Here is a 22,353-nt window from a genome sequence, read left to right on the forward strand (position 1 = left end):
CTAATATAAATGATTGATGAAGGATTAAGAAAAGCAGTTGAAACATTAGCATGGGAAGAACTACAAAGGGCCAACAAAATTCACCCCCAATTTGTAGACATGCACCAGGGCTATGGAGTCATTAAAGAAGAAATTGAAGAATGTGAGGAAGCTTTAGACCTTGTTAAAACTCATATAAATGATTTATGGCAATGTGTCAGGAATGATAGTTTAGAAGTGTTTAAGATTGAATCTAAAGTAATCAAAAGATGTGCAATAGAACTAGCACTGGAAGCCATCCAAGTTGCAGCAGTGGCTGAAAAACTTATTAGTATTGTAGAAGTAGACCTATAAGCATAGGAGGGTAATATGTTTAAAAGAATATGTCCCAAATGCTTTGCTCGGGGGTATTCTTCAGCATCAACAGATGAAGAATGGATCTGTGAAGTTTGTAAATCTGATATCCCAAAGTCCCAAGAGGTTGTTAACTGGAGGCAGAGCGGAAATTAAAATGTTAAATTTGGGTGATTTTTTAGAAACACCCAAATTTAAGAGATTATTTTGTCCCTCTATTGCAGTGAGGACAAGGGGTAATTACAGTATATCCAACTTTGTCGATAGCTTTATCATAGCATTGATCCATGGAAAGAGTCCCGGGTCTATCATAGTAATCAAATAATCTATCAAATTCAGCTTCATCATTTGGTTGTTGATATCTACCAGTATTACTACAACCTATGCAATAATCCATATATTTCACATCCTTTCATTTGAAATTAAATTATACCATATACTCAGCTATGTAAGTTAGGGACAAATAAAATTATTCCGTATTAAAGTTAGTTAAGTTTAACAAAAACAAAATGTTAAAAAGGGGGGAGGTGATAACTTGGAACATGTGACAGAAGATAAGAAGATTAAGAAAATTTTTTATGATGGTTCCATATCATTGGCCACTGGTAAAAGTAAAAAGGAAACCCATTGGAAAAATAAAAATATGCTTTATTCAGCCTTAGTTGAAAAGTTAAGTACTACGACAAGAACTCCTGAAACTGCAGCTGAATATAAGAAGATGCCAAAGACTGATAGAGATAATATTAAAGATGTCGGTGGATTTGTAGGTGGATCACTCAAGAATGGTCGTAGGAAAGCTGAGAACGTAGCTAATAGAACATTATTATCACTAGACCTAGATTATGTTAATGGTGATGTATGGTCCAGTATAGAAATGTTGTGGGACTTTGGGTGTTCAATGTATAGCACTCATACTCATGCGCCGGATAATCAAAGATTGAGATTGGTTATTCCTTTAAGCAGACCAGTATTACCTGACGAATATCAAGCAATAGCTAGAATGGTTGCGGATGATTTAGGAATTGATCAGTTTGATGATACTACCTACGAACCTTCAAGACTTATGTATTGGCCATCAACTTCAAGTGATGGCGAGTATATATTTAAAGTTCAGGATTTAGCCTGGTTAAATCCGGATGAGGTACTAGCAAGATATACCTTTGGGTGGCAAGATGTAAGTTATTGGCCAGAGAGTTCAAGAGCCAGGGCAAAGATTACAAGTGCTATTAAGAGGCAAGAGGACCCACTTGAAAAGAAAGGTATTATAGGAGCATTTTGTAGGACATTTAGTATAAGTGAAGCAATAGGGGAGTTCTTAGATGATGTTTATACTGCAGGAGCTGATGATACAAGATATACGTTTGTAGATGGAAGTACCACAGGTGGAGTTGTTGTCTATGACGATAAATTCAGTTTCTCACATCATGGTACGGATCCTACTAGCGGAATATTATGTAATGCATTTGACTTAGTAAGAATTAATAAGTTTGGGCACTTAGATGATGATGCCAAGGAAGACACTCCAGCTAATAGAATACCATCATTTACACGAATGAATGAGTTTGCAAGTTCTGACAATAAGGTAATGCAGACACTAGGTAAAGAACGTATGGAGAGAGCGCAAGAAGATTTTGACACTGTTATAAGCGATGAGGAGACTAATACTGACTGGCTTACAGAAGTTACTTATACTGATGCTGGGAAGTTAAAAAGTACTATAAGTAACTTTCTAGTGGTAATAGAAAATGAACCCTTACTTAAAGGTAAAATAGCTTACAATGAATTTTCTAATAGATCTGTAGTGATTGGTAAAATTCCTTGGAGAAGTAAAGATAATAAGTCAGATTGGACAGATATTGACGATAGCGGACTTAGGGAGTTTATAGAAAAATATTATGGGATAAGTTCAACAGCAAAATGCGCTGATGCATTAGCACTTAGTTTTGAAAAACATTCATATCATCCCATCAAGAATTATTTAAATACTCTTACCTGGGATAACATAAAAAGAATAGATACATTATTTATAGATTATCTAGGAGCTGAGGATAAACCCTATGTGCGAACAGTAACACGAAAAATAATAGTTGCTGCAGTAGCAAGAGTATTTGTGCCAGGTATTAAATTTGATAACATGCCAGTACTAAGTGGCCCGCAAGGTATAGGTAAAAGTACATTAATTAAAAAACTAGGTAAGGATTGGTACTCAGATTCATTAACTACAGTACAAGGTAAAGAAGCATATGAACAACTGCAGGGTGTGTGGATGATAGAAATGGGAGAGATGATGGCTACAAAGAAAGCTGATATTGAAGCCACTAAGCACTTCTTATCTAAGACAGAGGATATATACAGAGTTGCCTATGGAAGAAGGACAAGTAGGTTTCCAAGACAATGCGTATTCATTGGTACAACTAATGACAGTGAGTTTTTAAGGGATAAAACCGGTAATAGGAGATTCTGGCCAGTAGATGTTGGAGTAACACCTCATACTAAAAATGTATGGGAAGATTTAAGTAAAGGTGAAATTGACCAAATATGGGCAGAGGCTGTGGAACTTTGGAAGAATAAAGAACCATTACATCTAAGTAGTGATGAAGAGAAAGAAGCAGCATTGCAACAAGATTCACATAGTGAAGAGAGTGCCAAAGCCGGATTAATTGAAGAATATCTAAATAAATTATTACCTGAAAACTGGGGTGACCTTGGTATTACTGAAAAAAGAAATCATATACAAGGGACAGATTTTGGAGACTTACCTGAGGGGAATATAAAAAGAAATAGGACCTGCGTAATGGAGATATGGTGTGAGCTTTTTAATGGAGATCCTAAGCAACTTTCATATATGAGTGCAAGAGAAATAAATGATATTTTAAGTGGACTCCATGAATGGGAAAAGAGTAAAAGTCCATTAGGTTTTGGGAAAATATATGGTAGGCAAAGAGCTTATTTACGTAAGAATTAATGGATACGGGCTACTTTATATAAAATATGTGTAGGATACAGTAGATACAAGAGAAAACAACCTGTATCTATACCCTGTATCCATTAAAAAGCTATGTAGAATAAGGGTTTGGGGGTTGTAGGATACAGGAGATACAGGTATTACTTATATAGTTATATTTATCTATTTAGGCATATACACGCGACCACCTATGTGCCTAAACGCACGAATACGTGTGCGTAAGGAAAACCTGTATCCCTGTATCTCTTGTATCCACTCTAAAAAAAGAAGGTGATGTTTTTGAAAGAAGCAATTAATGAGAAACGACTTATAAAAGAAGTAGAGAAAATAGGTGGTAAAGCATTAAAGTTTGTTAGTCCAGGAATGACAGGTGTGCCAGATAGGATTGTCCTTTTACCCCATGGAAAAATTATATTTGTAGAACTTAAAGCACCAGGAGAAAAACCAAGTCCTATGCAAAAATATAGATCAAAACAATTTAGAACTTTAGGATTTGATGTTAGGTGTATAGATTCAGTAGAATTGATAATGGAACTTATAAACGAGGTGAGAGGCAATGCAATTTAAACCACACGAATATCAACAATATGCTATAACCCATATCATAGATAATCCAGCGTCAGGATTATTTTTAGATATGGGACTGTGAACTAGGAAAAACAGTATCAACATTAACTGCAATAGACATTTTATTATTTTTAGGAGATGTAGAGAAAGTTTTAGTTATTGCACCACTAAGAGTAGCAGAAGATACTTGGAGCACTGAGATAGATAAATGGGACCACCTAAGTCATTTAAAAATATCTAAAGTTCTGGGTAAACCAAGAGATAGAATAAGGGCAATGAATAAACCCGCAGACATATATGTTACTAATAGGGAAAATGTAGAATGGTTAGTTAAAGAATATTTTGATAAGTGGCCATTCGATATGTGTGTTATAGATGAACTCAGTTCCTTTAAATCTGCCAAGGCAATTAGATTTAGATCCCTAAAGAAAGTAAGACCTTATTTTAAAAGAATAGTAGGTCTTACAGGAACACCAGCACCTAATAGTTTAATAGATTTATGGCCACAACTTTATTTACTTGATGGAGGAATACGATTAGGTAAAACTATAACAGGATTTAAGCAACAATATTTTAAGCCTGGAAGACAGAATGGATATATAGTTTATGACTGGAAACTAAAAGATGGTTCAGAGGATGCAATTCATAATAAAATAGGTGATATCTGCATTTCCATGATGTCAAAAGATTATTTAAATATACCTGAGAGAATAGATAATATCATAAACGTTAACTTACCTGGAAATGTTAGGTCCACATATAAGAAATTAGAAAAGGATCTAGTGATAGAGCTTGAAGATAATGATATAACAGCAGCTAATGCAGCAGTACTTACAAACAAATTATTACAAATGTCCAATGGCGCTATTTATTCAGAGGATAAGTCAGTAGTAGAAATTCATGAAGAGAAATTAAAAATATTACTGGAGCTTATCGAAGCTGCCAATGGTAAACCAGTATTAATATTTTATAGTTTCAAACATGATTTTAGCAGAATAGTTAGTTACTTAAAAGCTAAGAAATTAAAAGCCATTGGACTCGGAGATTCTAGTGATATTAAAAAATGGAATAATGGAGAAATATCAATACTTTTAGTTCATCCTGCATCAGCAGGCCATGGCTTAAATCTTCAGTATGGTGGAAATATAATAATATGGTTTGGACTTACCTGGAGTTTAGAACTATATCAACAAGCTAATGCAAGATTACATCGACAAGGACAAAAGGAAGTTGTAGTAGTACATCATATAGTTTGTAAAAATACAGTAGATGAAGATGTTATGAGAGCACTAGGAAATAAAGAAATAAACCAAAATACATTACTTGAAGCTGTAAAGGCTAGGGTTAAAGGAGTGATAATGTGAGATATTCTTCAAATTTTGACGAAGTAATAAAAAAGGCAGTAACAGAAGCAATTAAAGAATTTGATATAAAAAGACGTGAGGATGCAAAGACTAAAGTACTTCATAATACAAAATTGCTTTTAAGTAATTATAATTCTCTTGTATTACATTATGAAAAAGCAATTGATAATTTAGATTATATAGAACTTGATGAATCTGATGAAAAATCTTGTGAAAGTATAGAGTCAAACGATAAACTGTTTATATTATCAATAAGGAGAAGTAAGTTCAGGACAATGATTATGGTTTCACATATTCGAGCTGCATTGGAAGCACTAAAAGAAGACTGCATTGAGAAAAATCAGTTAATAAAGTATGAAATGCTAGAGAAATATTATTTACAGAATGTACCATTTAATGAAATAGCAATAGAATTTAACTGTGTAGAGCGGACTGCTAGAAGATGGAAAAACGAGATGATTCAATGCTTGAGCGTTTATTTATTCGGTGTAGATGCACTGTAATAAAGCAATGTCCAAAAGATGTTATTTACATGTCAATTTAAATGTGATAATATGATAGTATTAAAAAGTGTAATTGCAAGGCACCAGGAAATTCTTAATTGAATTGCTGGTGCTTTTTTATGTCTAAGATCCATTTGGTAAGCGGATATCATTAAAGAAAAAACAATTACAAACCCTTTATTGGATAAGAGAAGGTGTTATCTCTTTAATTATAGAAGTACTTAACATACAAGAAAGCGGTTATATAAGACATAGAGAATAATTGAAGCAGAAATGAAATAAAAAGAAAAATGTCTAACGTTTGAAGGAAATTCCCTTTTATTGTAGAACTATACAACAGAGGAGATGTTGTAATGATATTACAACCATTAAAGCAGTGGGTATGCGATAAGTGTGGAGAAGTTATTAAATGTCCTGAAGATGGGTATGTGCAGTGGAACAGGAAAAATTCAGATTTAGAAATTGATGATTTTGTAATAGTACACCATAAACCAGCATCACCAATGAAAAATTCTAGAAAGGCATGTTATATATATGATAGTGATTGTGACTTGAAAAGTTTTCTGGGAGAAAAAGGAATTGTTGAATTACATGGATTATTAGATCCAGGGCAATATCATATGCCAGAATACAAAACTAGAGTAACAAATATAAGAAATTGGTCAGATTTTTATAAAAGATTACAGTTACCTTATTATGAAGAAGCAAGGCGGTACTGGAATCGTGCCATGAACGATGGCTATTTTGGCGATTCAAACGAAATATATATTTATTTACCTGAGAATTTAAAAAGAATGATTGAACATTATGAAAGCGAAGATAATTTCTAAGAGCCCCCTAACAGGGCTCTTTTTTCATGCGTAAAATTAGATTAAATTAAGTAAGGGGTGAGGATATGCTAGGTATGTATACAAGTTATACCTGTAAGAGTTGTGGTAATCAATTGGTATTAATTACAGAAGAGATAGAGAGCATGAGCAAAGATAGATATCTAGCATGTTCTTACTGTGGTAGTAAATGTATTGTAAAGCAGAGGGTTGGTGACAGTGTTAAAGAATGTATGAGTGAGCATAGCTATAAGAGATGTAATGGCAGAATACAGCAAATAAGGTAAGTGTAAATTAATAACCAATTAGGGTAGGTGAGGTGATTGCCAAGAGAAAGAAGCCCATCAAGGAATAAAGCAAAAGAAATATACCTAAAAGCAAAGGGAAATATAAAACTAAAGGATATAGCTTTAGAACTTGGTGTGTTAGATACTCAGATAAGAAAGTGGAAGAGCTTAGATAAATGGGATGATGAATTAAAAGGAACGTTCCCAAAAGAGAAAAGGAACGTTCCTAAACCAAAGAGTACTAAAAGTAAAAGTTTATCCATCGAGGTAATTACAGAAAAGCAAAGACTATTTTGCAGTTACTTCGTTAAGTATAGGAATAAAACTAAGGCTTACATGAAGGCATATGGATGTAGTTATTCTAATGCTGACGCTAATGCTTATAAACTATGGGAAAACATGGGGATAAAAGCACTGATAGACCAGAAGTTAAAAGAGTTCCGAGATAACATAGGGTTAGAGGCACAGGATATAATTCAAAAGTATATAGATATAGCCTTCTCTGATATAACGGATTTTATGGAGTTTGGAATAAAAGAAATTGAATCACCTGATGAAAAGACTGGTGGAGTTAAAAAAGAAATATTTAATTACATTGATTTTAAGAACTCTTGTGATATAGACGGAACTCTTATAAGTGAAGTTAAACAGACAAAAGACGGTGGCGTGTCACTAAAGCTTAATGACAAAATGAAAGCACTGGAATGGCTAGGTAATCATGTAGATATATTGGATACTGCTACAAGAAAGAAGCTTGAGCTAGAAAATCAGAAACTTAAATTTGAGGAATCTAAGAAGGGTTCGGATGAGGATGGCAAAGGAAACTTAAGTGCATTATTCGATGCTCTTCATAAAAGTGGTGATAAGAAGTGATTGAGTATCAACCATTTGGTCAGAAGAGTCTTGACTTTATTAATAATCCAGTTGAGAAAGATGCAAGGATAAATATACTTGAGGGTTCTGTAAGAAGTTCTAAAACTGTTACTATGATACCTAAATGGCTTGATTATATTGTTAACGGTCCAAAAGGGCTTTTAATAATGACAGGGGTATCAAAGGATACGATCTACGATAATGTACTTAATGATTTGTTTGATACTGTAGGAACTGATAACTACAACTACAACAGACAATCAGGCGACCTTACTATCTATGGCAGAAAGATTAAAGTAGTTGGAGCAAAGGATGAAGGTTCAGAAAAATATATAAGAGGTAAAACTTTAGCTGGCGCCTATTGTGATGAAGTATCATTAATGCCTGAGAAATTCTTTAAACAACTTTTAAATAGATTGAGTGTCAAAGGTGCTAAGTTATATGCAACTACTAATCCAGATACACCATTCCATTATTTATATACCGAATATATAACTGATCCGGAGAAACTACTAAGTGGCATGGTTAAGGTTCTTCACTTTATGTTAGATGATAATCCTAACTTAGATGATGAATACAAAGATTTTATTAAAGGAGCATACAAAGGCCTTTGGTATGATCGTATGATATTAGGGTCATGGAAGATTGCCGAAGGTGCTATATATGATATGTTCACAGAATCAAATGAGTATTCGGATGGTAATGGCCCTAATTATGAACTAGCATATAGACGTTATTACTGCATGGATTATGGTACTACAAACCCATGTGTATTTCTTGAAGTGATAGATCAAGACAACAAATACTATATTGAAAGTGAATATTACTTTGATTCTAAAAAAGAAGGCAGACAAAAGGATGATAGTGAGTATGCCGAGGATCTATTAAAATTTATTGATGGTAAAAGGTATACCACGGTAGTAATTGATCCGAGTGCAGCAAGTTTCAAAGTAACGGCTAAAAGAAAGGGTATAAAGCTTAAGGATGCAGATAATGATGTCTTAGATGGTATAAGGCTAGTAGCTTCATTACTTGCACTTAAAATGTTAAAGGTTAATAAAAATAAGTGTCCTAATTTTGTTAGTGAACGTTCAGCTTATATATGGGATGAAAAGGCTGCTAAAATTGGAGAAGAAAAACCTATTAAGGCTCATGACCATGCAATGGATGCAATAAGATATTTTTGTAAAACGATTATTAAAGTCATTAGAGGTGTTAAATAATTTCAGTCAAATATCATGGTAAATAATAGAAATATTAGTAGTAAAATTCATTCCATATAATAAATGTTATATTGAATGTATTGTTTTTTAGCAGGTGTTTTTATCTTGAAACTTAAGGGTGGTGAAACGAGAATGTCAAAGAAGAACACATCAGCTATAAAAGGTAAACAACATAACCTAAAACCTCAACGGAAACAAGCAAGAGATAGCTTTCAGAATCCTTTAGCACGTTTAGGACTAGGTACAAACTCATTACTAGAATCTACACAATATCCAATTACTAGATTAACAAGAGATTATAACCTTATGAATAGTTTATACCGTAACTCATGGATAGCTAAGAAAATTATAAATACTATACCAGAAGACATGTGTAAGAATTGGTTTTCAATATCTTCTGAGTTATTGCCAAAGGCACAAGATAGATTCAATAAACTTGAACAAAGAACACTCATAAGGGAGAAAATAGTTGAGGGATTGACCTGGGGTAGGCTGTATGGTGGCGCAGGAGCGATAATGTTAATAGCAGGTCAAGAGGATATGTTAAATAAGCCTTTAGATATTGAGAGTATAATGCCTAATTCATTTAAAGGATTATTAGTCGTTGATAGATGGAGTGGTATTTATCCAGGTATTGAATTAATAACAGATATAAATGATCCTGAGTTTGGACTTCCTGAGTTCTACGATATCAAAGATATTAATGGTAGTGTAAAGCAGAAGGTACATCATACTAGGGTATTAAGATTTTTAGGGCGTAAGCTTCCATTTTGGGAGGATCAAACAGAAATGCATTGGGGGGCCTCAGAATTAGAACATGTATTTGATGAACTCGCAAAGAGAGACAATACAAGCTGGAATATAGCATCTTTAATATTTCAAGCTAATTTACTAGTAAATAAAGTAGATGGTCTAGATCAAATGATTGCTTTAGGAGATGAACAATCACAGCAAGAATTGTATAATCTTAAAACAGCACAAAATCAAATGAGAAGTAATAGTTCGATGATGATAATAGGTGATAAGGACAATGTAACATCATTAAACTATACGTTTGCAGGGCTAAGTGATATTTCAGAATCTCAAATGATGGATGTAGCAGGTGCAGCTGATATCCCTATTACAAAGCTATTTGGGCGTTCTCCTGCTGGGATGAATGCTACTGGCGAGTCAGATATGCAAATGTATTATGACATGGTAGGCGCTCAACAAGAATCAGTGTTAAAGCCTAAAATAAACAAGCTATTACCAGTTATGTTTATGAGTGAGTTTGGACAGGTACCTTATGATTTAGGCATTAAATTTAATCCTATCGCAACACCTAGCGATGAAAAGATAGCTGAAATAGTAGGTAAGAAAGTTGAATCAATTGTTAAGGTTTATGATAGTGGAATAATAAATCAAAAAATAGCAATGGCAGAACTTCATGAATTATCGTATACAACAAATATGTTTACTAATATAACAGATGAAGATATAGCTACAGCTAGTAATGATTATATCGATGAAAGTACTTCGGATGGTGATATAGATGGATTGGCAACAGAATAAACAAATAGAGCTAAAATATAGAAGATCATTACAGAGAGTAAATAAAAAGATTATGGATGCTATAAAAGGACTTCAAACAGTTGAACAAATTAATTCCGCTTTGCATAAAGTTTATAATTCTGGGATGTTTCAAATTTTAGCTAATTCAATTGCTAATAGATTTGTAACAAGTGCCAATATAATAGATGCTAAAACATGGAGAGATGCTGCAAGAGCAGGAAGTAAGAGCAAAAAGATATATGAGGCTTTACAAAAGACGTTAAACACTAATATAGGCCGTACAGTAGACCGCCAAATATTAAAAAATGCTAACTTGATTAAAACATTACCTTTGACATTATCTAAAGAGCTTACTAAGTTTATTAGTACAAAGACATACGAAGGAATAAGGGCTTCTGAGATTGCAGAAACACTTGAAGGTAAGATATTTCAATACACTCATGCTAGGGCTAATACAATAGCTAGAACTGAATCTAGTAAAGCCATGACAGCATTAACAGAAGCTAGAAGTAAAGATGTAGGTGTGAATTGGTATGTATGGAAATCAGCATCAGACCAAAGAGTGAGAAATGCGCATAAGCATATGCAAGGTGTATTAGTTAGATTTGACGATCCACCTAGTCCAGAAGCTTTAGTAGGTGAAAAGGATGTAGGTAATTATAATGCAGGTAATATTTATAATTGTAGGTGTTTCCCAAGACCTTTAATAAGTCTCGAAAATGTTAAGTGGCCATGTAAAGTTTATTATAATTCCACTATAACAAGTATGAGCAAACTGCAATTTCAAAAGATAATGTAGAATTTTTCAAAAACTAAATATTAGAGTAATAATTTTAAGCGCTCTTAACGGGGTGCTTTTATTATATAAAAATAAAAGTGAGGAGGTAAATAATGAGCGATTTTAACGTCGAATTGTTAATAGGTGGGGTAAAAAACTCAAAAGAAAATCCTATGATGGTTGAACAAGTATCATCGAAATCAGGACGAGTAAACAAGACATTTGCTGGTACTGTTCCAACTTCAACGAGTGCTATGGTACCAACTACTCTTTACACAGTATCAGCTGGAAAAACATTTTATCTAACTGATGTAGTGGTAACTAATAACTCAGCGAATGCTTCTGAGGCAAGTATAAACAGTAGCATAGTAGCCGGGACTGGAACAATAGCAATTGGACATTCCATAAATACATCTCCATTATCAATGGTTAATATCGGTTCTGAGCCTTCAATAGCTGCTGGACTTCCGGTAGTACTTCAATTAGGAGTATCAACAGTTGTTACATCATGTGCATATACAATTTGTGGATACGAGCAATAGGGGGTGACGTAACGTGGGACTTAGTTATTATGGAGATAAAATATCAGATAATATGTCAATGACTCCAGAGGGTTACTTGATTTGTTCCAACGTCAAAATCGGCCGTACTGGCGCTATGAAGTATCTTGGACAAGAATTGCCGTCAGCATTCAAAGAACCAATGGGGAAGCTGTGTAAAGTTAGTAGGACACCAGAAGAACTTTTTAGTAAAGCCACTATGGACTCATTTGAAGGTAAATCTGTGACCAACACACACCCATCTAATAACCTTGATGTCAATACTACACCAATGACTGAGAGAGGGCATATACAGAATATTCGCAGAGATGGTGATTACTTAGTTGGTGATTTATTTGTAAAGGATGCAGGTCTTATAAACGAGATACAAAACAATTTAAAGCGCGAGGTAAGCTGTGGTTATGATTGTTCATGGCATAAAATAGCTGATGGTGAGTATGAGCAAAGAGATATAATAGGCAATCATGTTGCAGTAGTACCAAATGGCCGTGCTGGTTCTAGGGTTGCAATACAAGATTCCAAACCAGAAGGATTAAAAGATAATAAATCAAAAGAACAAAATATAGGAGGTAAGAAATTTATGGGTAAAATATCTATAAAAACGTTAATAGCAACTGGGTTTAAACACTTTGCCATGGATGCGGAACCAGAACAGATTGCAGAGGCATTGGATGCGATGAATGAGGAAGATGAAAAGAAAACTGTAAAGGATGAGGATACTGTGAAAAAAACTGATGAACCCGAGAAAAAAGAAGAGGTTAAGGATGCTGATGAAACAGTTCCAGAATGGGCAAAAAAATTAATAGCCGATGTTGCAGCATTAAAGACAGCTGAGAAAAAGGAAGATAAAGGAGCTGATGATGCTAAAACTGTAATGGATGCTGTTGAGAGTGAACTTAATGGTGAAGAGGTAAAGGATGAAGACCCTGAGAAAAAGGAAGAAGTTAAGGACGAAGATACAACTAATACAAATGAAGAAAAAGGAAAAGTTGCTGATGCAGCATTAGTAAAATTTGTACAGGATATGAAGCCAATTATAATGAGTATCCCAGATGAAAAGGTTAGGCTTGAAACTGCTAAGAAATTCGCTTCTACGGTCCATGATGCTAGAGTTGTAAATTCAAATGGGTATAAAGATATTTTGGATACTGTAGCGGGTAATAGAAAAAATGCAATGGATTCAGCTTTACAACAGAAGCTAACTATGACTCAAGCATCTGAACAGAGCTGTAATGCATGGAAAGCAGCTGGGGATAAAATGAAAAGTAAATAGTCTAAAAGTATCTAGAAACTTAGGTAAATAAAAGGAGGAATTTCAATGCCAGGAACAGTTATTGGTAAAAGTTTAAATCTAGGATATGCAGGTAAGGTATCTCGTAACCCAGGTAACAAAATTAATTCTCGTGCGGTAAAATCTATTCTCGATGGTAACCTCAAGGAGACTCAATCACCTATCCCATTTGGTGCTGTTGTTGTGACCAATGCAGATAACACCTATTCATTATTTGGTGCTACAGGTATAGGCGTAAGCGAAGCAATAGTAGCAAATTTTGGAGGTATTGCAGTAAGTGAAGTTAAACAAGCTATGACTTATGGTTATGGTGCAAATGTTGGTAGTGGTCAGTTTGAACCAAATACAGCATGTGATGTATTACAAGTTGGTACAGCCACAGTATTTTGCAAAGAAGGAACTCCAGTAGCTAACGGTCTTGTATATATCGTTACAGTTGCAGGTACAACTTCTCCAGTAGGAGCTTTAGTTGCCACTGCAACACTAGCTGGTTCTGGTGCAACAGCAGTACAACTTACTAATGCAAGATGGGTAAGTGGAAAAATGGATCCTTCAGGTATTGCTGAAATAGTATTGCTAACTCAACTCAATGCGTAAGATTATAAATTATAAGAATTGGAGGAATTAAAAATATGAATGGAATAAATGCAATAACAAAGCAAACAATGGACTCAATAATGAAATCCGGTCAGCGTGGAGTTGTAATGGCCCAAGCTCCTGGTGCAATATATGGACCTGGTATGGATTCGGGAACTAGTGGTGGATTAGCATTTTTAGCTGGAGAACTTGAGAAACAAGATCCAAGGTTATTAGAACCACTTACTAGTTTAACTGCTCCAAGGGATATTGATATGATACCCGGCGGTGGATGGACTTCTATAACCAGCAATGTATTTGTTGATTATGCGACTTCCGGTAGTGATGAAGATTCAATTATAGGTAGTGAGACTACTAATATTCCAGTATCACAAGCTAATATTTCTAAAGATGTATTCAAGGTACATACATTCTCTGAAATATTGAGAGCACCTCTATTTGATGAACTTAAACTACAACAGATTGGAAAAAGTTTAAATCAAATTTTAGATGATGGAGTTAGATTAAACCACAGTAAGATGATTGATCGTAACGTATATGTAGGTATTAGCAAAACTGGTACGTATGGATTGGTTAATAACCCATTAATAACTGCTACAAGTGCTGTGGTTGGAGCTAGTGGCTCTGCAACATGGAGTAAAAAGACACCAACGGAAATTATGAATGACATTAATCAATTGCTTACACAGACAGTAACGGCATCTGAGTATGATTTAAGTGGTATGGCAAATAGAATCTTAATTGATTGGGCTAATTATGCATACATTGCTAATACTCCTGTAACAATTGCAGGAACCCAAAGTATTTTAAACTACTTATTAGAAAATAATATTGCTGCTAATCAAGGAATTTCATTAGAAATATATCCTTGTAGATGGTGCACAGGTGCAGGTGTTGGTTCAACTCAACGTATAGTTGCTTATGTTAAGGCAGAAAACAAGGTTAATATAGATCTTCCAGTTCCACTTTCTAGGGTAATGACAGCACCAAATACAACTAGTGCATCTTATGAGACTATATTCGCTTCACAATTTTCACAAGTTAAATTTCTATACTATACTTGTGCTGGATATCTTGATGGTATCTAAAATCAATTAAATCAACAAAAAAATATGCTAGAAGATATTTTTATCTTCTAGTAATTTTAGGAGGGAATACATGATTAAAGTATTAGCTAATAAAATATTAGGATTCACCAATGGTGATAGGGATAAAAAGGGAAACTTAATTGTAATTAAAACAAAAATTGGATTCTGTGAATTACCTAATTGGGTTGAAGAAACTAAGTATTATGATGATGCCTGCAAGGATGGTTCATTAAGAGCATTTGAGAGTGTAACATCTAGTGAAGAAGTATTAAAAGAACAGGAAAAGCTTCAATTAATAAAAGATGAAATAAAAGCGGCAGAAGAAAAAAGAGATCTTCTCAATACTACTAATCAAATTATAGAAAAAGAACTTAAAACATCTAAATCTAAATCTAAACCCAAAGAGTAGGTGATTAAATGAATTACAATACAGATTCGGAATTAAATGCAGAGCAAATTGCAATCAATGCTTCAAACATAAAAGCTGGTACCAACCCAACTTATGGGTTAGATGATTTTTATGCATCATATCCGCAGTTTGGGAAGGACAAAGATAATAATTATATTGTTCCTAAAATAGTTGTACAAATGTATATAGACTTAGCGAATGCTTCTATAAAAAAAACAAGATGGCATACATACTGGGAAGTAGCAACAGGATGGTTTGTAGCTCATTTTTGTTCATTATATCTACAAGGCACAGCAGACCCAAACAGTGGTGCAAATGTAGTTATGGAAGCAGGAAGAGCACAGGGGCTTGACACTTCTCAATCTGTTAATGATGTATCTGTTTCAACAGATTATTCTATAATTGCAAATGGTTTAAATGGATGGGCAAGCTGGCTATTAACTATATATGGGCAACAATTAGCAACGGTAGGTAAAATGATGGGTAAAGGCGGAATGTGCGTTCGTTAGGAGGTATTAAGTATGTCTATAGATATATCAATAGGTCAGGACGTAACAGCCAATATACTTAAGTCTTTAAAAAACTTAGAGAAAAAAAGTGTATGTGTTGGAATTCCTCAAAAGGATAACACGCAAAGACAAGAAGAAAAAATTAAAAATGCAGAGTTACTTTTTATTCATACGAATGGAATAAGAGATACTCGTATGATTAGAGCAATGCAACATGATTTAGATAATGGAGTACCCTACAGTAAAGCCCATGAACTTTATGTTCACTCAAATGGTTCACCGTTATGGCACTCACCACCTCGTCCAGTTATAGAACCAGCAATTGAAGCTGATAAGGATATTATAGCGGGTATATTAAAAGAGGCTTTGATTGCTGAATTAGATGGTAATTCAACAGTTTCAAAACAAAAACTTAATGAAGCTGGATTAGAAGGTCAAGCAGCTTCACAGGACTGGTTTACTAATCCTGATAACAAATGGGCTAAGAATAGCCCCGAAACAATAAAAAGAAAAAAAGGTGGCGACCGTCCGCTTATAGATACTGGTGAACTTCGTAAAGCTATAACTTATATTATTGATGATGGTGATAATAATGATTAATGTAGGTAGAATTATAAACGGAAGAAATAGCCAACCATTTATTGTATATAGAAAATCAGGCTCATGGGTATCAGGAAGATGGATACAAACAGAAACTTCGATACCGCTAACTGGAACTATTACTATTGCCAAAGAAAAAGACCTTCAGCAAATCCCTGAGGGCGATAGAGTGGGTGGTGAAATAGCAGTGTATTGTACGCAAGCATTATATGTTACACATGCTGCTAATAATCCTCTGACATCTTCTAATCCAGGGACAAGCGATGAGGTGCTATGGCAAGGAGCTAGATATAAACTATTTTCCGTAAGGCCTCTTATAGATTATGGCTATTATAAAGGTATTGGAATAAGAATGACAAGTAATTAAGAGGTGATATTATGGCGGATACAATTTTATTATTAAAAGAGTTAGAAGATGTATTTTATAATCTTACTTGTGCGGTTTTAGGGATAGATATTAAAGACCCAACTAATGCAGGAAAGGTAAGAATTGCATGGCCTACTAATGGCGCACCCACATGGGGCATAAGTGATGATGTAGCCTTTTTAAGAGTTACGCCTCAAGATGATAAATTGACTAGACACCAAGATATTATTTTCACAGGTAACGATCCCGTTTGGGCATCTAAAGAAACAGGATATACAAGAGTACACAAAATAAATTGGACACTTTATGGCCCAAAATCTTATGATAATGCAGACTTAATTAGATACAATATTTATAGTCAAGAGTATACTACACGATTAAAAGAAAATAATCTGTTTTTAATAACAGATGTACCAATGCCAACTAGATTACCTGAACTATTCAATGGGCAATGGTGGGAAAGAACAGACTTTTCAGCAGAATTCAATGAATTAGTAGTAAGAAGAACCACAATACCTTATATAACATCACCAAATTTCAAGATAATTGAAAACAAGTAGAAAGGAGACTATACATGACTTTACCATTAAGCAATATTGTAAATGTGAGTATAAATGTAGGGCCTGTAGCAGCTGTAAGAACTAGTTTTAATGTAGGCTTAATTGTAGGAACATCTAATATTATAAGCCCTGCAGTTAGGGTTAAAACTTACTCCAAAATAGGTGGGTTAACCGCTGATGGATGGAAAGGGGATGAACCTGAATATTTAGCAGCGCAAATTTATTTTTCTCAATCACCAGTACCCAAATTAGTGGCTATAGGAAGATGGGATACTACAAAAGTAGGCGAAACAGCACCAGAAACAGCAGTTCAAGCAGTAACAGCATGTAGGCAAGCTAACAGTGAATGGTATGCATGTTTACTATGTAATGCAGTAAAAGCGGATATAATAGCAGTGGCAGCTTATATAGATTCAGCTTCACCAGTTTCAACAATGTTTTATACCACTAGAGATGCAGATGTTTTAGCTGGAACAGAAGGAAATATAATGGAGTCATTACAAAAAAGTTCAACACATAGAACACTTGGTCAGTATTCCACTAGCAAATATTCAAGTAGCATAAAAGCAGATAGTACCGATTCCGTAGCAGCAATAATGGGCTATGCAATGGGTTCTAATACACAAACAGCAGGTTCTGCTTACACATTGGCCTATAAAACAGAGACAGGAATAACAGCTGAACCATTAACAGAAGGCCAAGCCAAAATAATAAAAAACTATAATGGCAATATCTATGTTAATAGAGGTACGGTCTATAACTTGTTCGAAAATGGTACCATGGCAGATGGAACATATTTTGATGAGATATTAAACTTAGATATACTCGCTAATAATATACAAGCTGCAGTTATGAATACATTTATAGATTTACCAAAAGTACCACAAACAGATGCGGGCATGGCTACACTCTTAAATGCAATTACATCATCACTAGAAACAGCTAGGGCTACTGGATTTATTTCTGGCGGGGTATGGAATGCTGCACCAATTCTGACAGTAAATACAGGTGATGTATTATCAAGAGGGTATGCAATATTAGCAAGTACAATTGCAGAACAATCACAGGCAGATAGAGACAATAGAGTATCACCACCAATTTATATACTGATTAAATCAGCAGGGGCAATTCAGAATGTAGCAATAGGATTATACATTAATAGATAAGGAGGTAAAAGTATGAGTTATACAACTTATAGTTTTCAAGACGTAACAGCTGCTTTTTCATGTCCTAGTGTTGGTGCTGCAAGTTCTACAGGAGCAGGAATTGGAAGCATCGGCATAAATATGGCAACAGAAAAAACTGTACACGAAGTGGCAGCTGATGGAAATGTTATGATATCTAAAATACTAGGCGATAATGGAACTGTAGCACTATCAATTCAGCAAACTTCGCAGCTCCATAAGTATCTTTTAAATTGGTACAATTACATCAATAGTAAAAGTTCACCCATTAAGGCATGGGCTAGTATGGTTATAACAATATCATCAGCAAACTTAGGCGATAAAACAATTTGTACAGGAGTATCACCTCAAAAATTACCCGACCGTCCTTACCAAGCTCAAGGACAATCAGTAACGTGGACACTTATGGCAGCAGAAATAACACAAAGTTAGGAGGAACAAAATGGATAAGAAAGAATTATTTAAAACTATAGATATTGGTGAGAGAAAATTTATTTTATGCAAATTTAATGCTCTAACGGGAAGTTATATGTTATTTAAATTAACAAGTATCATAACACCGCTTTTTAATGAAATAAAAAATATAAAAAAAACAGAGGATCTAAACTTAGAGGATATTAACTTAACTGAGTTAGCATCGTCTCTTTTTAGTTTACCGGAGAGTGAATTTAGATATATACAAGATCATTGTTTAATGTCAATTAAGGAACTATTGCCTGGAGCACAACCATATGTACTTAATGAATTTGGAACTTGGGGAAACGAAGATATAGAATTTGATACTCAATTAGTATTAAATTTAACTCTTAAGGAATTGGTGTTTAATATAGCCCCTTTTTTCGAAGGGTCCAAGTTAAGTTCGATGACGAAGGGCTTAACTTCCTTCCTGCGGAGTTCAAAAATCTAGATGCATATGCATATGCTCCTTGTATTGCTGGTATGTGGCAACAATGCCAAGTATGGGATGGAACATATAATTTAGATGATTTACTAGATGCACATGAAATACTACTTGTTAAAAGAGAAAATGAAAGAAGAGCATATAAAGCAGCAGAGGAAGAGAGGTGATATAAATGTCATTAGATATTATAAAATCATACTTAGTTTCAATTGGATTCAATATCGACAATTCTTCTCTCAATAGTACACAACAAAAAATGAGCCAAGCTGAAACAACAGTTAAAAGTTTTGCGAAAAACAATAGTAATAGTGTAGCATCAATGCAACATTCAACAGCCGATATCGGGATGCTAACAAGAACTTCTATGGACGCTTTAGCAAAGATATTTCCAATAATTAAAGGCCCCCTTAATGAAGTAATGAACCATATAAATTTAGTAAAACAAGTATTTAATGCCTTCTCTAAATCAGTAAAAAAAGACATGAGTGAAGCAGATAGCTCAGTTAATAAATTTCAAAGTAGTACATCAAAAAAAGCAACCTCAGTTCGCGATAATGTAAATAAATTTAAATCTAGTAAACCTAAAAACGATAAAACACATACTGAACCTAGTTCTGAGGCTAAATCTACATCTTCAAAAGTACCTTCAAATAACCTTGAAACTGTTGATTCTGTGAATGATATATCCAAAGCCTGCAATACATTAACAACGACAAGTGGCAAGACAGGAACAGCTTTAGAAACTTTTGGAGCAGTAGGTGGTACAGCAATAAAAGGATTTTCACTTGCTGCTTTAGGTCCTCTTGCACTTATAGCTGCAGCAATAGCTGCAATAGCTGTAGCTGCAGTAGCGTTGACAAAGTTTCTTGGAGATTTGGCTAGACAAGACTTAGGATATCAAAAGTTAGCTAGACAGTTATGGACAACAAAACAAAATGCTAAAGAAATAAGTATGGCTTTGAAAACTATGGGTGTAACTATGCAAGATTTATGGTTAAGCCCTCAACTACTAGCACAATTTAATCAGTTAAGAAAGGATTCTGCTGAATTAAAATTACCTGATAGCTTTAATAAAAATATTGCAGTAGTTCAGGGTTTGGGGTTCGAATTTCAAAGGCTCAAACAAGCAGGATCATTAGCCCTTCAATGGATAGGTAGTTATATCTTAGAATATATAGCTGGTCCATTGTATAAGATAAAAGTGGGATTTCATAATTTTAATGATGGATTTTTAAAAGCTATACCCAAGATTGCTAAAGTCATTGCTATTCCTATAGGTGTTATTGCAAGACTATTTTTAGATTTAGCACAAGTTGTAGGCTTTTTAGGCAAAACATGGGGGAAGACAGTTCATTTTATAGGTTCTCTTCTGGGAAAAATACCAGAAAAAGTACAGAATATTATAAAAATTATCGGATTGTTAGCACTGGTAATATTTAGCCCTCTTGCAGCTATAGTTGGATTAATACTTATATTTGATGATTTAATGACAGCTATAAAAGGCGGTAAATCTGTAATTGTGGATTGGGGTAAAGATTTTAAAGATAAAGTAGGCAAAGCAGCATTACCATTTATAAAATTGTGGGAAACAATTAAAGGATTTTATACAAATATTAAAAAAGGGGCAGGAGATATAGCCGCACCATTTATAGCTTTTGGAGAAAAGGTTCAAAGCATTTTTGAATATATAGGAGAAATTATAGATGATATAAAAAAGAAAATAAATAGTATTGTTAAACCAATAGCAAATGCAGTTAATGCAGTTAAAAGTACACCAGATAATGTAGTCAATGCAGTTAAAGGTGCACCCGGAAACATACTTAAAGCAGCTCAAGGAATACCAGAAGATATATTTTCAGCACTTAAAGGTGCTGGTGATAAGATAAGTGCAATCGCTATCCAAAGTAAGGTAAATTATGCTGTACCATCCGTATCTTCAACTAAAAATACAAATTCAACTTCAAGTTCGGTAGCAAATAGCAATAATAAAAGCAGTAATACTAATACATTTAATGTGTATGGTACAAATCCTACTTCTACTGCATCTGCTATAGGCAAGACCTTAACAGGTATAAATATTCGCAACTTGCAGGGGGTATATTAATGAGCACAATGACAAGGACCTATTTTAATACAAACATTGGAAACTTTGTGTTTGACGCTTGTTTTAGTATAGATCATGAAACAAATTTAAAAATAACAGAGCATCCGGTGGAAACCGGAGCTTCTATTTCAGACCATGCATATATGGAAGCAAATCAAGTAACTTTTGATATTGGGATGTCAGACGTAATGCAAAGTACAGTTAGTGGGCAGTTCGGAGATAATGTCTCCAGGTCTGTTAGTGCTTACCATACACTTAGAAGATTACAAACAGAAAGACTGCCTATACAAGTTGCTACAAGACTAGGAACGTATGAAAATATGCTAGTTGCTACGTTAAGCACTATAGATGACAATACTACTACGAATGGTTTAAGAGTGACAGTTACCCTCAAGGAAATAATTGTTGTATCGGTTAGTACTATTAAGATTTCAGCAAGACCACAAGTAAGTTCAAGCACCAACAATGGTGACCAAAAAGTCCAAACGACTGATAGTAGTTTACTTTCTAGATTATTTAATAAAAGTAGGTGATTTTATGTATATTGTACCTTTAACTCCATCCCCAAACCAAAGCTTTACATGTACAATACCAATTGATGGTAAGTCAATTACTTTTAACTTTTTTTTAAGATATAATACTTTAGCCCAATATTGGATTATGGAGTTATACGACACTAAAAAGAATACAATTATAGTCTCTGTTCCATTAATTTGTGGCTTGAATTTATTAGAACAATATAGTTATTTAAGGATTGGTTCTGCTTATATTTATAAAGTTGATACAACATTAAAAACTAATAAGCCTGATGATACAAACTTGGGTACTTATTTTATATTAGTGTGGTCTGATACAATTTTTTAGAACTCGAAAGGGTTCTTTTTTATGTAATTTTTGAAGGGAGGAGGATTA

28 protein-coding genes and 1 pseudogene are annotated in these 22,353 nt (G+C 34.2%); 28 read left to right on the plus strand and 1 reads right to left on the minus strand.

Annotated features, from left to right (window positions below; translation table 11 throughout):
• The first annotated feature begins 9 nt into the window (after positions 1-9).
• Together G9F70_RS01975 and G9F70_RS01980 are read left to right on the plus strand one after the other, a co-directional pair.
• Complete coding sequence (locus G9F70_RS01975; protein WP_164945834.1) at positions 10-333, plus strand: hypothetical protein; 324 nt, start codon at positions 10-12, stop codon at positions 331-333.
• 15 nt (positions 334-348) lie between these two features.
• Complete coding sequence (locus G9F70_RS01980; RefSeq protein WP_164945835.1) at positions 349-489, plus strand: hypothetical protein; 141 nt, start codon at positions 349-351, stop codon at positions 487-489.
• Between the two features lie 46 nt (positions 490-535).
• Here the strand turns inward: G9F70_RS01980 and G9F70_RS01985 are convergent, their stop codons facing one another.
• On the minus strand, positions 536-730 hold the full coding sequence (locus tag G9F70_RS01985) for a zinc ribbon-containing protein (RefSeq protein ID WP_164945836.1): 195 nt from the start codon (positions 728-730) through the stop codon (positions 536-538).
• Positions 731-868: 138 nt separating this feature from the next.
• Between G9F70_RS01985 and G9F70_RS01990 the strand changes: the two genes are divergently transcribed.
• From G9F70_RS01990 to G9F70_RS02110, 26 genes and pseudogenes are all read left to right on the plus strand, one after another.
• Positions 869-3,298: a virulence-associated E family protein gene (locus G9F70_RS01990; RefSeq protein ID WP_187352997.1), complete on the plus strand. Its 2,430-nt coding sequence runs from the start codon at positions 869-871 to the stop codon at positions 3,296-3,298.
• A gap of 279 nt (positions 3,299-3,577) precedes the next feature.
• Positions 3,578-3,865, plus strand: a complete 288-nt coding sequence (locus tag G9F70_RS01995; RefSeq protein WP_164945837.1) for a VRR-NUC domain-containing protein — start codon at positions 3,578-3,580, stop codon at positions 3,863-3,865.
• A pseudogene (locus G9F70_RS02000) lies at positions 3,855-5,229 on the plus strand (SNF2-related protein). Before G9F70_RS01995 ends, G9F70_RS02000 begins: the two are co-directional and overlap by 11 nt.
• Entirely contained in the window at positions 5,226-5,732 is a 507-nt protein-coding gene (locus G9F70_RS02005; RefSeq protein ID WP_164945838.1) for a hypothetical protein, read from the plus strand. The pseudogene G9F70_RS02000 and the gene G9F70_RS02005 overlap by 4 nt, the downstream one beginning before the upstream one ends.
• Positions 5,733-6,085: 353 nt before the next feature.
• Complete coding sequence (locus tag G9F70_RS02010) at positions 6,086-6,562, plus strand: hypothetical protein (RefSeq protein WP_164945839.1); 477 nt, start codon at positions 6,086-6,088, stop codon at positions 6,560-6,562.
• Between the two features lie 65 nt (positions 6,563-6,627).
• Complete coding sequence (locus G9F70_RS02015) at positions 6,628-6,846, plus strand: hypothetical protein (RefSeq protein ID WP_164945840.1); 219 nt, start codon at positions 6,628-6,630, stop codon at positions 6,844-6,846.
• A gap of 36 nt (positions 6,847-6,882) precedes the next feature.
• Positions 6,883-7,719, plus strand: coding sequence for a terminase small subunit (locus G9F70_RS02020; RefSeq protein ID WP_164945841.1), 837 nt, complete (start codon positions 6,883-6,885; stop codon positions 7,717-7,719).
• Positions 7,716-8,942 (plus strand): PBSX family phage terminase large subunit, encoded by a 1,227-nt coding sequence (locus G9F70_RS02025; protein WP_202882636.1) that lies wholly within the window; start codon positions 7,716-7,718, stop codon positions 8,940-8,942. The genes G9F70_RS02020 and G9F70_RS02025 overlap by 4 nt, the downstream gene beginning before the upstream one ends.
• A gap of 132 nt (positions 8,943-9,074) precedes the next feature.
• Positions 9,075-10,493 (plus strand): DUF1073 domain-containing protein, encoded by a 1,419-nt coding sequence (locus G9F70_RS02030; RefSeq protein ID WP_164945842.1) that lies wholly within the window; start codon positions 9,075-9,077, stop codon positions 10,491-10,493.
• Positions 10,474-11,292, plus strand: coding sequence for a phage minor head protein (locus G9F70_RS02035; protein ID WP_164945843.1), 819 nt, complete (start codon positions 10,474-10,476; stop codon positions 11,290-11,292). The genes G9F70_RS02030 and G9F70_RS02035 overlap by 20 nt, the downstream gene beginning before the upstream one ends.
• A 92-nt stretch (positions 11,293-11,384) precedes the next feature.
• A complete protein-coding gene (locus G9F70_RS02040) occupies positions 11,385-11,813 on the plus strand; it encodes a hypothetical protein (RefSeq protein WP_164945844.1) in 429 nt (142 codons plus the stop codon).
• A 13-nt stretch (positions 11,814-11,826) separates the two neighbouring features.
• Entirely contained in the window at positions 11,827-13,104 is a 1,278-nt protein-coding gene (locus tag G9F70_RS02045) for a DUF2213 domain-containing protein (RefSeq protein WP_164945845.1), read from the plus strand.
• A gap of 45 nt (positions 13,105-13,149) precedes the next feature.
• Positions 13,150-13,719 carry a hypothetical protein gene (locus G9F70_RS02050; RefSeq protein WP_164945846.1) on the plus strand — a complete coding sequence of 190 codons (570 nt, stop codon included), beginning with the start codon at positions 13,150-13,152 and terminating at the stop codon, positions 13,717-13,719.
• A gap of 35 nt (positions 13,720-13,754) precedes the next feature.
• Positions 13,755-14,807 carry a DUF2184 domain-containing protein gene (locus G9F70_RS02055; protein WP_164945847.1) on the plus strand — a complete coding sequence of 351 codons (1,053 nt, stop codon included), beginning with the start codon at positions 13,755-13,757 and terminating at the stop codon, positions 14,805-14,807.
• Between the two features lie 70 nt (positions 14,808-14,877).
• Positions 14,878-15,216 (plus strand): hypothetical protein, encoded by a 339-nt coding sequence (locus tag G9F70_RS02060; protein WP_164945848.1) that lies wholly within the window; start codon positions 14,878-14,880, stop codon positions 15,214-15,216.
• 8 nt (positions 15,217-15,224) lie between these two features.
• On the plus strand, positions 15,225-15,725 hold the full coding sequence (locus G9F70_RS02065) for a DUF4054 domain-containing protein (protein WP_164945849.1): 501 nt from the start codon (positions 15,225-15,227) through the stop codon (positions 15,723-15,725).
• Positions 15,726-15,737: 12 nt separating this feature from the next.
• Positions 15,738-16,325, plus strand: a complete 588-nt coding sequence (locus tag G9F70_RS02070) for a hypothetical protein (RefSeq protein WP_164945850.1) — start codon at positions 15,738-15,740, stop codon at positions 16,323-16,325.
• A complete protein-coding gene (locus G9F70_RS02075) occupies positions 16,318-16,692 on the plus strand; it encodes a hypothetical protein (RefSeq protein ID WP_164945851.1) in 375 nt (124 codons plus the stop codon). The genes G9F70_RS02070 and G9F70_RS02075 overlap by 8 nt, the downstream gene beginning before the upstream one ends.
• Positions 16,693-16,703: 11 nt before the next feature.
• Positions 16,704-17,252, plus strand: coding sequence for a hypothetical protein (locus tag G9F70_RS02080; RefSeq protein ID WP_164945852.1), 549 nt, complete (start codon positions 16,704-16,706; stop codon positions 17,250-17,252).
• Positions 17,253-17,266: 14 nt separating this feature from the next.
• On the plus strand, positions 17,267-18,418 hold the full coding sequence (locus G9F70_RS02085; protein WP_164945853.1) for a DUF3383 family protein: 1,152 nt from the start codon (positions 17,267-17,269) through the stop codon (positions 18,416-18,418).
• Positions 18,419-18,430: 12 nt separating this feature from the next.
• A complete protein-coding gene (locus tag G9F70_RS02090; RefSeq protein WP_164945854.1) occupies positions 18,431-18,868 on the plus strand; it encodes a phage protein in 438 nt (145 codons plus the stop codon).
• Between the two features lie 10 nt (positions 18,869-18,878).
• Entirely contained in the window at positions 18,879-19,343 is a 465-nt protein-coding gene (locus G9F70_RS02095) for a phage tail assembly chaperone (protein WP_164945855.1), read from the plus strand.
• A gap of 32 nt (positions 19,344-19,375) precedes the next feature.
• The gene (locus tag G9F70_RS26830; protein WP_263484209.1) at positions 19,376-19,504 is read left to right on the plus strand and encodes a DUF6889 family protein; all 129 of its coding nucleotides are present in this window, start codon (positions 19,376-19,378) and stop codon (positions 19,502-19,504) included.
• Positions 19,505-19,509: 5 nt separating this feature from the next.
• The gene (locus G9F70_RS02100) at positions 19,510-21,441 is read left to right on the plus strand and encodes a hypothetical protein (RefSeq protein WP_164945856.1); all 1,932 of its coding nucleotides are present in this window, start codon (positions 19,510-19,512) and stop codon (positions 21,439-21,441) included.
• Positions 21,441-21,974 (plus strand): phage baseplate protein, encoded by a 534-nt coding sequence (locus G9F70_RS02105; protein ID WP_164945857.1) that lies wholly within the window; start codon positions 21,441-21,443, stop codon positions 21,972-21,974. Before G9F70_RS02100 ends, G9F70_RS02105 begins: the two co-directional genes overlap by 1 nt.
• A gap of 4 nt (positions 21,975-21,978) precedes the next feature.
• A complete protein-coding gene (locus G9F70_RS02110) occupies positions 21,979-22,305 on the plus strand; it encodes a phage baseplate plug protein (RefSeq protein WP_164945858.1) in 327 nt (108 codons plus the stop codon).
• Positions 22,306-22,353: the final 48 nt, after the last annotated feature.

Source organism: Clostridium sp. FP1 (assembly GCF_011065975.2).
GTDB lineage: Bacteria > Bacillota > Clostridia > Clostridiales > Clostridiaceae > Clostridium_AD > Clostridium_AD tagluense.

Coding starts and splice junctions, on each gene's coding strand:
- G9F70_RS02015 (WP_164945840.1), top strand. CDS start 6,628: ATGCTAGGTATGTATACAAGTTATACCTGTAAGAGTTGTGGTAATCAA.
- G9F70_RS02030 (WP_164945842.1), top strand. CDS start 9,075: ATGTCAAAGAAGAACACATCAGCTATAAAAGGTAAACAACATAACCTA.
- G9F70_RS02070 (WP_164945850.1), top strand. CDS start 15,738: ATGTCTATAGATATATCAATAGGTCAGGACGTAACAGCCAATATACTT.
- G9F70_RS02035 (WP_164945843.1), top strand. CDS start 10,474: ATGGATTGGCAACAGAATAAACAAATAGAGCTAAAATATAGAAGATCA.
- G9F70_RS02080 (WP_164945852.1), top strand. CDS start 16,704: ATGGCGGATACAATTTTATTATTAAAAGAGTTAGAAGATGTATTTTAT.
- G9F70_RS02055 (WP_164945847.1), top strand. CDS start 13,755: ATGAATGGAATAAATGCAATAACAAAGCAAACAATGGACTCAATAATG.
- G9F70_RS02085 (WP_164945853.1), top strand. CDS start 17,267: ATGACTTTACCATTAAGCAATATTGTAAATGTGAGTATAAATGTAGGG.
- G9F70_RS02100 (WP_164945856.1), top strand. CDS start 19,510: ATGTCATTAGATATTATAAAATCATACTTAGTTTCAATTGGATTCAAT.
- G9F70_RS02050 (WP_164945846.1), top strand. CDS start 13,150: ATGCCAGGAACAGTTATTGGTAAAAGTTTAAATCTAGGATATGCAGGT.
- G9F70_RS02105 (WP_164945857.1), top strand. CDS start 21,441: ATGAGCACAATGACAAGGACCTATTTTAATACAAACATTGGAAACTTT.
- G9F70_RS26830 (WP_263484209.1), top strand. CDS start 19,376: ATGTGGCAACAATGCCAAGTATGGGATGGAACATATAATTTAGATGAT.
- G9F70_RS01975 (WP_164945834.1), top strand. CDS start 10: ATGATTGATGAAGGATTAAGAAAAGCAGTTGAAACATTAGCATGGGAA.
- G9F70_RS02090 (WP_164945854.1), top strand. CDS start 18,431: ATGAGTTATACAACTTATAGTTTTCAAGACGTAACAGCTGCTTTTTCA.
- G9F70_RS02110 (WP_164945858.1), top strand. CDS start 21,979: ATGTATATTGTACCTTTAACTCCATCCCCAAACCAAAGCTTTACATGT.
- G9F70_RS02060 (WP_164945848.1), top strand. CDS start 14,878: ATGATTAAAGTATTAGCTAATAAAATATTAGGATTCACCAATGGTGAT.
- G9F70_RS01985 (WP_164945836.1), bottom strand. CDS start 730: ATGGATTATTGCATAGGTTGTAGTAATACTGGTAGATATCAACAACCA.
- G9F70_RS02075 (WP_164945851.1), top strand. CDS start 16,318: ATGATTAATGTAGGTAGAATTATAAACGGAAGAAATAGCCAACCATTT.
- G9F70_RS02065 (WP_164945849.1), top strand. CDS start 15,225: ATGAATTACAATACAGATTCGGAATTAAATGCAGAGCAAATTGCAATC.
- G9F70_RS01980 (WP_164945835.1), top strand. CDS start 349: ATGTTTAAAAGAATATGTCCCAAATGCTTTGCTCGGGGGTATTCTTCA.
- G9F70_RS02010 (WP_164945839.1), top strand. CDS start 6,086: ATGATATTACAACCATTAAAGCAGTGGGTATGCGATAAGTGTGGAGAA.
- G9F70_RS02040 (WP_164945844.1), top strand. CDS start 11,385: ATGAGCGATTTTAACGTCGAATTGTTAATAGGTGGGGTAAAAAACTCA.
- G9F70_RS02095 (WP_164945855.1), top strand. CDS start 18,879: ATGGATAAGAAAGAATTATTTAAAACTATAGATATTGGTGAGAGAAAA.